This is a genomic window from Photorhabdus khanii NC19 (assembly GCF_000517265.1).
GTDB classification, from domain to species: domain Bacteria; phylum Pseudomonadota; class Gammaproteobacteria; order Enterobacterales; family Enterobacteriaceae; genus Photorhabdus; species Photorhabdus khanii.
Genome location: NZ_AYSJ01000002.1, coordinates 903,468 through 919,134, shown reverse-complemented (window position 1 = coordinate 919,134; position 15,667 = coordinate 903,468). Strand labels below are relative to the sequence as shown.

The window sequence follows — 15,667 nt, the reverse complement described above, 5'->3', positions numbered from 1 at the left end:
CCGGGACTTGCGGGTTGCTATCCGGCTGGTCGGGCAATGAATTTGGCTCCAGCACGGTCAGTGCAGCCAGTACTTTTTCGCCTAGCGCGGTACGTCCCGTATTATCTGCCAGTACAATCGCCGGCGCAGCATCGGTTAAAATATGGGCCAGACGTTCCCCCGGATAAGCCGGGTCTAACGGCACATAGGCGCCACCCGCTTTCAATACCGCCAGCAATCCCACTATCCGCGCCGGCGAACTTGCGACGCAAATGGCTACCCGCTGATCCGGTGCGACGCCTAACGCTATCAGTTGATACGCCAGCCGATTAGCCCGGGTATTTAATTCGGCATAACTGAGGAGTTGCCCTGCAGACACCAGCGCCGGGGCATCCGGGCTTTTCTCTGCCTGTTGCTCAAATAGCCGGTGAATACAACCATGATCGGGATACGACGCTTCGGTCGCATTCCAGGTTGCCAATAACAGCTGACGCTCCGCCACGCTCAAGATATCGATTTTCCCAACCGGCTGTTGCGGGTTAGCCGCCATCTCGCGCAGTACGGTATGGAGATAGCCCACCTGCCGCTCAATGGTCGCTTGATCAAACAGGGCGGTGGCATAACTCAGATAACCCGCAATCTGACCGTCCACCTCAGACAGGGTCAGTTCAAGATCAAACTTAGCGATATCAATGCGTTGATCGGCAGGTGAAACCACCAATCCCGGTAGTTTCCATTCCGTGCTTTCATTGTTCTGCCAGGCAAACATCACCTGGAACAGCGGGGTATGCGTCAGTTGGCGCGGCGGTTGCACGATTTCCACCACCTGTTCAAACGGCAGATCCTGATGCTCCTGTGCCGCCAAAGCAGTTTGCCGCACCTGCGCTAGTAATTCCGTTACATTGGGTGCACCGGATAAATCCATACGCAACGCCAGCGTATTCACAAAGAAGCCAATCAGGGATTCCACTTCCTGCCGACTTCGGCCCGCACTTGGCGTACCGATCACCAGATCTTCCTGACCCGACAGGCGCGACAGGACTGTCGCCCACGCCGCTAACAGGGTCATAAATAACGTGACCCCTTGCTGCTCACTCAGGCGTTTAAGGGATTGAGTTAACTCCGCATCCAGACTGACCGGCAATAAGGCCCCGGCAAACGACTGCTGAGGCGGACGTGGCCGGTCAGTCGGCAAATCCAGCAGAACCGGCGCATCAACCAGCCTCTCACGCCAATAGTCAGATTGGGACTGTATACGTTCAGCCGACAGCCATTGACGCTGCCAGGCGGCGTAATCAGGATATTGAATCGTCAATGGTAGCAACGGATCCGGCTGCCCCGCCAGAAAAGCGGTGTACAGGGTGCTCAATTCACGCATCAACACGCTGACAGACCAGCCATCAAAAACAATATGATGCAGGGTCAGCAAGAAAACGTGATCATCGTCAGCCAGTTGTACCAGAGCGGAACGAATTAATGGGCCACCGGCAAGATCAAACGGCGCATTGGCTTCCTGAGTAGAGAGAAACACAAGCTGCGCATCTCCATCAGGCGTGTCACGCAGATCGTATTTTTTCATCGGCAAGCCTGATGCCGCCGGCAACAACTCTACTTGCGGTTGACCGTCAACGGCAACGAAGACAGAGCGCAACGCTTCGTGGCGGGCAAATAGCGTACCAAGCGCCTGTTGCCAGGCAACAATATCCAGATACCCCTGTAGACGCAGGGCCAGCGGAATATGATAAGTCTCACTCACCCCGTCAAGCTGGGTCAGGAACCACAGGCGTTGTTGCGCAAATGATAACGGCAATGGGTCCTCATGGGATAGCGGAACGATAGCGGGCAATACCTCGCCAGACTCATCAATCCGGGCACGCATCACTTCAGCAAAAGCCATCAAAGACGGGAATGTAAACAGCGTGGACAGCGGTAATTCAATCCCCAACGCCGCTATTCGGTTCATCATTCGCACGGCTAACAGCGAATGCCCACCTAGTGTGAAAAAGTTGTCATACCGACTAATCCGTTCAACACCCAGTAATTCACACCAGATAGCGGCTAATGTGGTTTCCATCTCTCCTAATGGTGCGGCGTAAATCTGCCGGGCAAAATCTTCTTTCCCCGGTATCGGTAATGCCCGACGATCCAATTTGCCGTTTGGCGTCAACGGAAAGGTCTCCAGACGCACGAAAGCGGCCGGCACCATGTAATCCGGTAAAACCGTACTTAAGTGAGTATGCAGATGGTTAACCAACGCCTCATCCACGTCTGCCACCACATAAGCCACCAACCGTTTTTCCTGACCGCCGCCCATCACCTGCACAACCACTTCATGCACTGCTGGGTGTTCCAGCAATCGGGCTTCGATTTCCCCCAGCTCAATACGGAAACCGCGGATTTTCACCTGCTGGTCATTACGGCCTATGAATTCCAGATTACCGTCCGGCAGGTAGCGGGCCAAATCCCCAGTCCGGTACATCCGGGCATCGGGAAGATGACTAAACGGATCTGCTAAGAAACGTTCTGCCGTCAGTTCAGGACGATTGAGATAACCCCGTGCCACACCGGCCCCGCCAATATATAACTCACCCACCGCGCCTAACGGGACTGGCTGACCATACTTATCCAGCAGATAGAGGGTTAAGTCCGGGAGCCGCGTGCCAATAGGGCTCATTGTCTGTTCTACATCATGGCGAGTCAGTGCCCGGTAAGTGACGTGAACTGTGGTCTCGGTGATGCCGTACATATTCACCAATTGAGGCAATGTCTCTTCACGCAGGGCATACCACGGCTTCAAAATACCCGGATCGAGTGCTTCCCCACCAAAGATGATATAGCGCAACTTATCCGGCAATGGGTTGGCGACATAACTGGTAATAAAGGCTTTGAAGGCACTGGGGGTCTGATTCAATACGGTAATACCGTGCTGACACACGAATTGATGCAGCTCCTGGGGTGAACGGGCAATCGCGTGCGGAACCAGTACCAGTTTAGCGCCGTAGCGTAAGGCTCCCCATAATTCCCACACCGAGAAGTCAAACGCAATGGAATGAAACAGGCACCAAATATCTTGCCGGTTAAAGTGATACCAAGATTCAGTGGCGTCAAACAAACGCAGGATATGACGATGTTCCACCATCACCCCTTTCGGCGTGCCGGTCGAGCCCGAGGTGTAAATCACATACGCCAGATGTTGTGCCGTCAATGTCGGCACTTGTGGGTTACTGTCCGGCTGATCAGGCAGGCTATTCGGGTCAAATATCGTCAGCCCTGCCAGCGCGTCTTCTCCCAACGCATCACGCCCGACATTATCTGCCAGCAAAATAACGGAGGCCGCATCGGTCAGGATATGTGCCAGACGCTCACCGGTGTAGACCGGATCCAGCGGCACGTAGACCCCCCCGGCTTTCAGCACCGCTAATACCCCCACCACCATTGCCGGTGAACGTGACACGCAAACCGCCACCCGTTGGTCCGGGGTGACGCCCAACGCTATCAGTTGATGCGCCAGCCGGTTAGCACGGACATTGAGCTCGGCATAACTGAGGAGCTGTTCTTCATACACCAGTGCGGTGGCATCTGGACTTTTCTCTGCCCATTGCTCAAACAGTCGGTGAATACAACCGTGATCGGGATACGACGTTTCGGTTACATTCCAGGTTGCCAGCAACAACTTTTTCTCCGCTGCCGGCAAGATATTCAATGCTTGTACCGGTGTCTCTGGCCGCTGTTCAAGCGCCGCTGCCAGACTTTCTAGCGCCTGTTGCATATAACCACATACCCGTTCCGAATCAAACGGCTGTACCACCTGAGCAGTTAATCCTAAACTAGAGCCACCGTCCTCCACTGACAGCACAAACGGATAGTTAGTTCGTTCCTGTGCACCAAGGAATTCAATACCCGGCATCACTTTATTTGGGATCGTCGGTTGATCATTATGTCGATAGTTCAGCAAAGCACTGAAGAGCGGAATTTCCCCTGGCACCCCACTGCAACGCTGAGCCAATGCCAGTGATGCATGTTCATGCTCCAGCAATTCGGCTAACCGGGTATGGGCTAACCGTACACTGTCCTGCACCGAGGTATCATCCATATCCAGTCGTAACGGCAAGGTATTGATAAACAGCCCCATACCGCTGTCAGCCCCTTCTCCGGCCTGCATTCGCCCAAACAAGACGGTGCCGAACACCACTTTCACCTGTCCGCTGGTACGTGACAACACCTGTGCCCAGGCCAAATGGCACAAAGTCGCCAAACTGACGCCCAGACACCGAGCCTGACTGCGCAGGCGGTCATTTAACCTCGCGGGTAACATCCGGTACGACTCCGTCACCTGTGAACCATCCTGATGGACCTCCGTCAACCCGAATGGCAGCGTCGGTTGATCCACTTCAGCCAACATATTAGTAAAGAAGCAGGTATGCTCGGCCTGATTCACCCCCAACCGGGCCTGCGCCACCAGATTGCGGAAAGGGATCGGCACAGGCAAGTTCTCTTCCTGTCCGGCAAGATAAGCCTGAATTTCACCGTTCATCACTTCCAGCGTCGTATGGTCGCCAATCAGATGATGCAGCAATTGCAATACAACCCAACGACCATCCTCCTCCTGCGCTACCGCAAAGTGCAATAAGGGGGCTTGGTTCAAGTCTAGGCGATAGTGATGTGGGGCAAAATGTTGAGCTAACTGGTCACGGACCGGCCCATCAATCGGGTCTAGTGTCAGTTCAGTGACCGATAATTGCGCTTGACGCCAAACCACTTGTACCGACGCTGATAATCCTTGCCAAACAAAGGCGGTACGCAGAATATCGTGACGATTAACCACCTGTTGGACAGCCACTAAATAGCTGTCCAACAGAGCGCGGTCAACAAAGGTTATCTGGCTAACAAATAGATACGGGTCACCTTTATTCGCCAGCAGATGGTGGAACAAAATGCCATCCTGCAACGGTGACAAGCCATAAATATCCTGAATATTGGCAACCCCACCCGGTACCTGCGCCACAATATGGTCAATTTCAGACTGAGTGAGATCAATCAACGGCAACATTTCAGGTGTGAGTGCCGTGGTCGTCGGAGTCATGACATTCGCCGGCACCATCACTGTCGGTGACTGCCCAACTGTTTGGGCAAATTCAGATAACACTGGGGATTGGAATAAATCACGCACCGCCAGTGTTAACCCCGCGCTACGCAGACGTTCAACCATCCGTACCGCTAGCAACGAATGACCGCCCAAGGCAAAGAAGCTGTCATGCCGACTCACCTGTTCAATGCCCAACAACTCACCCCAGACAACAGCCAGCAGAGTTTCTATCTCCCCTTGCGGCGCGGCATAAATCTGCCGGGCAAAAGCTTCTTCCCCCGGTGCTGGCAGTGCTCGACGATCCAATTTGCCGTTTGGCGTCAACGGGAAGGTCTCCAGACGTACAAAGGCCGCTGGCACCATATAATCCGGTAAAATGGCACTCAGATAGGTACGCAAGCTGTTAACCAGCCGGTCATCCGCTTCTGCCACCACATAAGCTACCAACCGTTTATCCTGATCGTCGCCCAGAGCCCGCACCAGCGCTTCGCTCACCGCCGGATGTTCCAACAATCGGGCTTCGATTTCTCCCAGCTCAATGCGGAAACCACGGATTTTCACCTGCTGGTCATTACGGCCCAGGAACGCCAGGTTGCCGTCTGGCAGGTAGCGGGCCAAATCCCCGGTGCGGTACAGGCGAGCATCCGGTTCACGACTAAACGGATTTGCCAGAAAACGTTCCTCCGTCAAATCAGGTCGGTTGAGATAGCCTCGCGCCACTCCCACGCCGCCAATATACAGCTCACCGACTGCGCCTAACGGCACCGGCTGGCCGTCAGTATTCAATAAATAAACCTGGGTGTTCGCTGTCGGACGCCCAATCGCAATGACTCCCTCAGTGTAGTCTGATGGACAACGCCAGGTGGCCGCACACACCGTGATTTCTGTCGGGCCATAAGCATTAAACACCGTTGCCCGACGACACAGGGCTTGAAGCAATGTTGCACTAGGGGCTTCACCACCGAGTATCAACGTTGGTCTTATCGCTATTTCCGGTAAATCGGTCCCCTCCCGGAGCAGGGCCGGGGTCAGGCAGGCATGGGTTATCGCCTGCTCTTCCAGATAATGCCAGAGATAGCGGGGCTCCTGACGAACCGTATCGGCCGGGATCGCCAAAGTAGCCCCACTGCATAACGCCATCATGGTTTCCCAGACGCTGGCATCAAAACCAAACGAGGCAAACTGCAACATCCGGCTACCCGAATGAATATCAAACTGAACGATTTTTTCTTGGATCAGGTTAACCAGCCCACGATGTTCGACCATCACCCCCTTTGGTATGCCGGTCGAACCGGAAGTATAAATTACATACGCCAGGTGGCGTGGGGTTAATGCTGGTATTTGCAGGTTGCTATCCGGGCTGGTCGGGCAATGAATTTGGCTCCAGCACGGTAAAAGCAGCCAGTACTTTTTCGCCTAGCGCGGTACGTCCCGTATTATCTGCCAGTACAATCGCCGGTGCAGCATCGGTTAAAATATGAACCAGACGTTCCCCCGGATAAGCCGGGTCTAGCGGTACATAGGCACCTCCGGCTTTCAGTACGGCCAGTAATCCCACTATCTGCGCCGGCGAACTCGCGACGCAAATTGCCACCCGCTGATCCGGTACGACGCCTAACGCTATCAGTTGATGCGCCAGCCGATTAGCACGGGCATTTAATTCGGCATAACTAAGAATGTGTTCTTCATACACCAGCGCTATCGCTTCCGGGGTTTTCTCTGCCTGTTGTTCAAACAACCAGTGAATGCATGTTTGGTCAGGGTATCGCGTTTGGGTTGCATTCCAGGTTTCCAGTAGCAGTGTGCGTTCAGCTTCAGGCAACAAATTGAACTGCCAGACAGGAATGTCATCCCCCTCCCCTGCCGATGATGCCAACACCTGTAAATGTTCACTCATCCGCTGAACCGCTTCTGCGTTCAGACGATTTGCATCGTAGATCCAGCGAAAGCCCCCCTGATTATTCATCTGGAGTGTCAGTAATTCACCTAACGCATTCTGCTCCCACGGTTTGTCATCCGGTATGAAAGAGACGGCAACCCGCCACGGGCGGCTTGTTGTTAATGCCGGGATAGCACACAGTGAAGGAGAACGAGAAAGGAGATCACGGCAAAATGTACGATGCTGCGCCAGTTGTGCAAGCTCATCATTTATCCAGTTCGCTACCGTACACCACGGCTGATCAAACTCCACCTTAATCGTCATTGGCACCACCGGTGCCAAACCAGACAACCCATTCGGTTCATTTTTTACCCTATCCACACACCAGCCGATTTGGAATTCAGTCTGATGAGTCAAACGCGCAAGATAAATAGCGAATGTCTGTAATGGGGCTTTTTCACCATTCTTTAATAGTGGGGATTGCCAGGCACTTAATGCCCATTTAGGTTCTGCTGATTTCCCGGTAGTTTCGAACGGTAATTGCAGGGGCAGCAAAGAGGCAAGACGCTCACGCCAAAATGATTCACCGGACGCGAGTGCCTGGAGCGTATCTTTTACATTCTGCGCCTGTTGTAGGGAGAGCAGAGGCAACTGCTGGCCGGGCCTGAGTTCTGATATATCGGCAAGCTCCCCGGCGGACAGTAATTTGCCCTCAAGTGTGGCGAAACCCCCGATCCGAACATCCTCACTGCCAGTTGTTACCTGCCAGGCCTCCTCCTCTAGCGCAATCAACGTACCGGGTGCCTCCTCAGAACGGTGGTTCAGCCGTTGCAGCCAGGAAATCCGCACCGGCCCCTGCTTCAGTAACAGTTTCGGGCAACCCAGTGGATTTAAGTAATTTTCGCCAAAATCTAACGCCCGAACCAAAGCTGACAGTGCCTCACCCGGCTGCTGCCAGCACAGATACCCCCCGCCATCGGGGCGACGTGACTGACGATAAAAGCTCCGTTGTGTCAGATCTTGCGGATAAGTCACCAACTTGCCCTGCTCAAGATCCCTAAGCAGTTTAATAAATCCTTCCTGAGCCGCCTGATAACATTTCAGGTTCAATGAAAACGCATTATCGTGCTCTTCAATAGCTACCGGCCATTGCACAGCAATATCGCCGGTGTCCACCCCCACCTCAATGCAATGCCACGAAATGGCGTAATGTGTCTCCCTCGCTAACAGCGCCCAGGAAGTGGCATGACTGCCCGCATAACGTGGCAAGGGGCTATTGTGATAATTAAAAGCACCACCACGAATCTGCTCAATCAGCGCCGCGGGCAGGATAATCGGGTTAACGATGGAGAAAAGCCAGTCCACAGGGTGTTGCGCAATTTGCGTGTGTAATGCCTCAACCGAGTTCACACAAACAATCCCTTGCCGGGCAGCCCATGTTTGCAAAACAGTATCGGTAGTCAACATTGCTTGTATCGTATGCCCGGCTGCCTGAATTTGTTCGGCACAGAACACAGCAAGGGTTGTTCCCCCGATCACGACGCAGCGACGTGACAGAACAGGTATATTTTTTACGTTATTAGTTATATTTTCTGACGTCTGAGAGAGAAGTTCGGTTTTCAGGACACTTTCCGCTTTAGCAATGTTATCTTTCATCTACTACCTCAATGAATCTGTTAGATATTTAGCAACTGTCATTCTCGACAATTATCACAAGTGTTTTTTCTTTTACTTTTGTCCCACTTAATCCTGGACGGAATAAAAATGGGCACGTTAAGCATCAATTAAAATATTCAGGCAACGTTTTCTCTCTGGAGCTGGGTATAAACAACCGCTTTATTAGTGATTCTGTAACGATAACTTTCCTAATAATGGGATAAATGGTTCATTTGTGATTCTATAAATATACGTTCTATTTCATCGCTATTTTTCAGATAAACACCTTTAATTAACACTTAAATCCATGACTTAAACGAGAATCATCAACGACTATTCTATTAACATGAACTTACTTCGGTAACTTATTACAAAATAAGACTTCCTCTTCAAACAAATAGCAAATAAATCACCACACCAAATCCAACTTTTAAACATTTGAAAAGATATCCTGTATATTTAATTACTTTAAAATATAAGTTCAAGCTAAAATCAATTTAACAACATGTTGTTTTATAAAAATAAATTACTATAATTAATGTTAAAGTTAATTATCTTTAACTCCATAAAGAAACAATTTTAAATTAAAATCAATCTAACCATATATTATTTTATTATAATATAGCTAAGATCAGAATTTATGCAATAGAGTATTAATCATTAAGCAACATATTAAAAGAGAGCCCTTCTTTGATATGAATTATCGGATATTAAACGATATTTATCATCGCATGATGCAAGCGAAATTAAAGTCCTATACCGTTTAGCTTGTAAATATCAGTGAACATCTACATTAAGACGCCTTGACCTTCCATCACAATCATTGCTAAAAGAAGGGGTCATCTCCTCGGCTAAAACCCATTATAGCTTGAGCACAAGCCTTTCACAGTTAAGGATCTCACTTAGATTAAATGAAGATGTTATATACCCATCAGATATATCTCTGGAAAATTTAAAACAGCCTAAAATCATCATATAGATTATTAATATATTCAATAGGTAAATAATAAACAGCTTAAGCAATTAATTAACAAACACAATGAAATCAATCAAAAGATACTAAAAACCCATCTTAATACAATAATTACCCTAAAAAGTCTTATCATACTTTAAATTTCATATTAAAAATATGATTAAAGTCAAAAATCAATATATATATAAAACAGGAATAAAAATTTAATATTTAATACCCTGATCATAATATCCTATATTTACAAAATATCTTTCGAAAAACCCAGAATATATCCAGTCAATAATGTATGTATCCTTACCAACTATATTTTCCCTGATATACAAATAGTTAATCATTAAAATGTTCGTAGTAAATGCCAGATAAGCCTAAAGTTTTAACGATTGCTTTACCCCTTTTAACGCCTGCTTTTCATTAAGTTTAATCATCATGGCACATCGTGTTTTACGTTTAACGAATGTTAATCACACCCGCTTTTCATCTTTACTGACGCTGTTTTTAATTTTTCCTCTTTTTCTACATAATCATATCGTTTATGATAAGGTTTACTGACAGTTTTAAAAGGTTTTCATAAGTCACCACAATTTATTTTATCCTCATAAATCAGCCAGTAAATAACCTGATGATTTAAAGATACCCCTTTATGTCTTTCGGATAATCAATCATTTTTTCAGGATTTAAATCCTGTCAGACTTTTTGTTTTCTCTATCTTTTTCTTGTATTATTTTTATTTTTTAATGGTTAATGGATTTTATTAAATGCTTTAATGTCCTTTTTCGTGTTTTTACATGGTTATGTCCGGCTAGGTATATTTAATATCTCTGTTTTTGTGTTTTTAAATGGTCATGGCAGGCTAGGTAAAGGTCCCATAACCTAGGGATAGAATCACCGATAAATGCATTAAACATGACAGTGAATAGGTCGTTTTTAGTCATGCTGTACCTTTTAAAAATCCGGCATTAATGGGATATCTGTTTTTTTACCCTCAACTGATTAATCACTGAAAAAAAGAGAAATGCTCCGTATTTAATTTTTTCCATCATCATTAATACCCCCGAATAGATCACTTGTATTATATTTTAGGCTTTTATTAATTGCACAATAAAAAAAGAAAACAATAACGGGCCAAATAAATACAAGAATCGAAATCCATAATGACCAATCCCATACATCTACAGCCAGAATCAGACTGAATGTAAAAATAACAAGAATAAATGGTAAAAACTTAAAAATTAGAGCAAAGACGTAAATAGATACAATAACAGTAGCCACTTTTGCTGGAATAGTCCACCACGCCAAATAAACACTAAAAATATAATCATTAAGCGTCAATACTTGCATCATGGCAGTAAAAAGAGAGGAAAATACAATAATCGCTATAATAATATTGCAAAACTTTATCATCTCAAACCAACCCTATAATCATTAGCTTAAATCTAAGTCACGTTTATCTGGTGGAGGAGGTTTATTGTCTCTAACCACCGGGTGCTCATTATTTCCAATCAAGGGAATGTAACTTAATGCAGGTCGATATATACGGATTTGTGTCAGCACAACCTGATATTATTAAAATAACTGACAAGAACGATAAGTATTGCTTGATATTTATCATGATAAATCTTCCTCAATTCCTATCGCACTATCCGGATAGCGTTACTTCATGTTCTTATACATGTACCGAAAATCGACTTCTTGAGTACCGTTATCAATCTTACCTCCAGGATATTCAACCCACTCACCTTCCCCGTTAGTCACAGTAACCTTCGCCATTTTGGTTTCATCCAGCTTAGGCTTAAAGGTAATTTTCCATTCCGCTCCTGGAGTTAATGTCAGTCGAAAGGAGCGCATTTTTGATACTTCACCTTGTAAAAATATACGTTTCGGGAATCCCTCTACTAAGTCCAAAACAGGATAAATAACCGGGCTGAAATCAATGGTATTTAAGGCAGCGATTTCACTAATATTCGTCTGAACTGCGTCGTTGATAAAGGCAGTTAAACCTGTTCCTGAATACGGGATAGCATCTTTTACTAGATGACGGACATCGGTATAACTGACCGACACAAAGGCTCGGTCAATTTTCCATTTGCATCGTCCCCCACCATTAAAAGGTAATTTGGCTTGAAAGTAACCTGTTTGCGGATTGGCTTTGACCTTCAAACGAAGCCCGTTATAGGTTGGTACCTTAAAAGGCGACATGTCAGCATGTAGCCGATATTTAAGACAATCTTTTGAGATATACACAGCGGATACATACGGTTGTGTATATTTCGGTGCTACCCCTTCAACTGTGATCCACAGATTATCTTTGGGGGGAGAAAGTGGTGCATCCGGGTCTGCACAACCAGATATTAAAATAACCGACAAGAGCGATAAGTATTGCCTGATATTTATCATGATAAATCTTCCTCAATTCCTACAGCGTTATCCGTATAGCGTGTTAAGGCTAACGCCCCTTGTTTATCTTGTTGAGTGCAGATCAGTGCTTGTATCAACTGATGATCCATCTGTAAAAATAATGCATCGCGTTGCCGAATACCTGCAACAATATCAGTCCGTTCATCCAACGTTTTTTCAAATAATTGTTCCTGATCCCGGAAAAAATGGTATTTATCCGGTGCAACCAGTTCTGCAAGTCGTGCACCAATATAATGGGCATATTTCAGAGAACTATGATCAGGAAAACCCAGAGCATCCTTTACGGTCGGGTTCTCATTCGACGGAAACCATTTAGCCTTATCCGTATCGCTTATCTGTTTAAAAAATCCCTTCTGAATCTCCCCGGCATCCTTCAGATTATTTTCCGTTTCACGGTTTAATGACGGAATTAAATACAGTTTTGTTTTGGTGGGTAAGGTGGTCCTCAGCCGAACATGATTACTGGGGTTACGTTCTTCCAACCATTCAATGACCAGATTAATTTTACAAAAGTGTACTATTTTTCCGTGATGCAAGAAAATTTCACCACTGCTGGTAAAATCCAGCAATTCAACAGGGCTAAACAAATAGCCTAGTGGTCCCCAGCAATCATACAGCCAGTTATCCAGATTTTTTTCCGGCGGTAAAGAGGGGATAGGATCATCTTCATTCACATGGCGGTAATGGGTGATATCTGCCAGTTCCCGTACCGCACTAACTGTTAACACTCGCGGCATTCCGTAGCTATAAAAACACGGATCATATTCTTTCAGTTGCGCGCAATGCAGTAATGCCAGTGCACCACCCAAACTGTGACCACAGACAAATAACCGTTTATTTTTAACCAGCCTGATAATATCGGGAAATACTTCTTGAGTTGTATCACTGGGAACTCTTAACTTACCAACCAAACTAAAAGCCTCCCAGAATCCTGCATGCACTTTGCCACTGTGAATAAACCCGCTGCACAACGCTTTTTCATCGCAACCTAACCCCAAAGGCTGGTACGTAGCATCCGTCAGGATATCCTCCTTACTGGCTGTACCTCGCCAACTGACAATCACATCATTTTGACTGGCCACATAAAACAGTTGGGTATCACCTCGTACCCCATCAATATTTGATGAGTCAACAAACTCCACCTGGGTATAACGTTCACTGAACGGCACATCGTAGACCACAGGCGTTGCCGACAACTCTTCCACTTTATAGGGCAACGTTGAGACATCCACCATTTGCCGGTTAAAAAAATGTTTAACAGAACCTTCCTCATTGATATCACCATCGGCATAAGCCAGCACACTCATCAAACATTGGTTATACGCATTAACGATGGAATACTCTTTTTGATGATGTAACTGCAAAACCCAGGCCCGAAACGGACATACTTCCAGTACATATCGTCGATTTAACGGATGAACTTCATAGCCTTTTGGCTCCGGGTTCGGGAAATGGTGGGGAGGTGGAATATCTTCGGGATCCCACCCCGCAATCTCCGGCAAACCATCACTGATCTGCCCGATAGTCACATAGCGATATTGATAGCCTTCCGCTTTTAGCTTCACCACCGACGCCGCTTCACCGCGTATTTCCCGCAACGGGCGCTGTTCCATTTCATCCGCTAACGATTGAGCGTGGATATACAAGGTCACCGGAAAAGCTGTCAGGTCTTCTTCCCTGAGTACCCCGAAACCATCGGTTGCCCCCTGACGCACATAACCCGGGGTTCCGCGACTGATCAGGCGATAAGGCTGGTTGACCAGCGGCTTTCCCTGTTCATCCACCAACTGAAATTCCACCCAGTGTCTCAAATACTTCTTACAATCTAAACCTAGAAGCGGATCTGATATACCCATTGGTTTGGCTTCTTTCTTTTAACCTTACATATAAGCACTCGACCCAAACTTCCTGTGCTGAAAATCCCACAAGGTTTGTTCCGGCCAGTGATAAATAACCTTCATCACCAGAAAAGCGCCCATGCTTAGGAATTAAAATAATTTATTTCTTTACCCAAGAAATAAACCCGTAAAAATCCTACTATCACAGACAAACATCGCAGCTTATGCAGTGAGTAATAGTGAGTTGAACGACAGGAATACAGATATGAATCCCAATCAATTAATCCCCGTGAATAAGGGGAACAGGATATGAAATTTCTTTCAGACAGACCCTATAATGTAGCCTATTTAATAATCATTAAACAATCACAAAATGGCAAGAAAAATTTTCATTTTAAAAAAATAAATTTGTAATAAAGTGTTAAAAACTGTAATAAAGCATTACAAACTGAGTGCAGATTCAATTATCTCCAATCTAATAAAGTATAAAATGGATGGCAATAGTCCATTTTCTCAGAAAAATAATCCACGATATATAAAACAGTCTCAAATTCATTTATATCCCCATCAACCATCATGAAAAGCATATAACACATTAATTTTTAATTAAAAAATATACTTATCACAATCTATCATGATAACTAATTACATCATCTGTTTAGATGTTTCATTAACAGCTAACCCTTCATTAAATATCGGGAATAATGGTATTACTATTTTTCCCAATCGATTGTACTTCGCTGTTGACGGGTTTCCCGTTAGGAATAAAAATGTCTTTTTGATTCAATTGAGCCTGCTTACTATTGTAAAAACAATGTCAGCCTTCAAGAGAAGCAATAATTCGCCAATTATTTGTTTATGTTTCTGGTAGGAATATGGCGAACATTGATGATCGCGAACTGGCTGGATTCAGGGAGCTGGCAAAACATTACGCTGACCTTTCAGATGAAAAGATTACAACTATGATTAAGAACAAAGGACTGGTGGAGATTTGCATTGGTATCCGGGATAAAATTAAGTGAAGAAACAGATAACTATTTTACAGAAGCTATTGCAACATAAGTGCCCCACAGTTTTTTATGTTCTCATTCATATAAAATCGTGCAGCCACGGTTGAAATTATAGTGAATACGTTATATTTTTGATTATAACAAATAGGCTATGGAATCGATATGTGGGAAGTCATAACGACAGAGTGCTTTGATGAGTGATTCCTGGCTCAGGAAGATGCTCTAAGGGAGTCAGTCTATGAAGCTATGGGTGTATTGGAAAAGTTCGGCCCAAATCTTGGCAGATCATATGTTGATACATTGAGTGGTTCTGATTTCTCTAACATGAAGGAACTGCGTGTACAACATGCTGGTAATCCTATCAGAGCGTTTTTTGCATTTGATCCTACTCGCCGCGCAATTATTTTGTGTGCTGGCGATAAAACGGGATTAAATGAGAAACGCTTCTATAAGGATATGATTCGGCTGGCTGATTCCGAGTACCGTAAACATCTTGCAAAACTGGAGAAATAATCATGGCTACTTACAGAGAACTATTGGCTAAAGAAAGTCCTGAAATGCAGGCAAGAATCGCGGAACGGGTTGAAGAAGCCAGTATCCAGATCGCTCTTAGCCAACTGCGCGATGAGCTAAAAATTTCACAAACAGAATTGGCCGCTGTTATGGGGGTCAAACAGCCTTCCGTTGCTCGTATGGAACAAGCTGACAATGATCCAAGGCTATCAACACTTAAGCGCTATGTGAAAGCATTGGGCGGTGAATTAAGCCTTGATGTGACTCTTCCAACAGGTAAGCGCATAGCTTTCCACCTTTAAGGAAGAAAGTCCGCAA

At 46.1% G+C, this 15,667-nt stretch carries 8 protein-coding genes; 3 read left to right on the top strand and 5 right to left on the bottom strand.

Translation table 11 applies throughout. The annotated features are described in order from the left end of the window. From PTE_RS26270 to PTE_RS03945, 5 genes are all read right to left on the bottom strand, one after another. The coding region (locus PTE_RS26270; protein WP_280739717.1) for a non-ribosomal peptide synthetase at positions 1-6,370 on the bottom strand (6,370 nt) is incomplete at its 3' end. Positions 6,371-6,416: 46 nt separating this feature from the next. Beyond that, complete coding sequence (locus tag PTE_RS26795) at positions 6,417-8,600, bottom strand: AMP-binding protein (protein ID WP_051477144.1); 2,184 nt, start codon at positions 8,598-8,600, stop codon at positions 6,417-6,419. A 1,996-nt stretch (positions 8,601-10,596) separates the two neighbouring features. Continuing rightward, positions 10,597-10,974 (bottom strand): hypothetical protein, encoded by a 378-nt coding sequence (locus PTE_RS03955; protein ID WP_051477142.1) that lies wholly within the window; start codon positions 10,972-10,974, stop codon positions 10,597-10,599. Positions 10,975-11,223: 249 nt separating this feature from the next. Beyond that, the gene (locus PTE_RS03950; RefSeq protein WP_036843310.1) at positions 11,224-11,967 is read right to left on the bottom strand and encodes a hypothetical protein; all 744 of its coding nucleotides are present in this window, start codon (positions 11,965-11,967) and stop codon (positions 11,224-11,226) included. Continuing rightward, positions 11,964-13,844 (bottom strand): lipase family protein, encoded by a 1,881-nt coding sequence (locus PTE_RS03945; protein WP_036843309.1) that lies wholly within the window; start codon positions 13,842-13,844, stop codon positions 11,964-11,966. The genes PTE_RS03950 and PTE_RS03945 overlap by 4 nt, the downstream gene beginning before the upstream one ends. Before the next feature lie 818 nt (positions 13,845-14,662). Between PTE_RS03945 and PTE_RS23335 the strand changes: the two genes are divergently transcribed. From PTE_RS23335 to PTE_RS03930, 3 genes are all read left to right on the top strand, one after another. Beyond that, positions 14,663-14,848 (top strand): type II toxin-antitoxin system RelE/ParE family toxin, encoded by a 186-nt coding sequence (locus tag PTE_RS23335; protein WP_036843307.1) that lies wholly within the window; start codon positions 14,663-14,665, stop codon positions 14,846-14,848. A 192-nt stretch (positions 14,849-15,040) separates the two neighbouring features. Then, positions 15,041-15,349: a type II toxin-antitoxin system RelE/ParE family toxin gene (locus PTE_RS03935; RefSeq protein ID WP_241826128.1), complete on the top strand. Its 309-nt coding sequence runs from the start codon at positions 15,041-15,043 to the stop codon at positions 15,347-15,349. A gap of 2 nt (positions 15,350-15,351) precedes the next feature. Then, positions 15,352-15,651: a helix-turn-helix domain-containing protein gene (locus tag PTE_RS03930; RefSeq protein ID WP_036843306.1), complete on the top strand. Its 300-nt coding sequence runs from the start codon at positions 15,352-15,354 to the stop codon at positions 15,649-15,651. Positions 15,652-15,667: the final 16 nt, after the last annotated feature.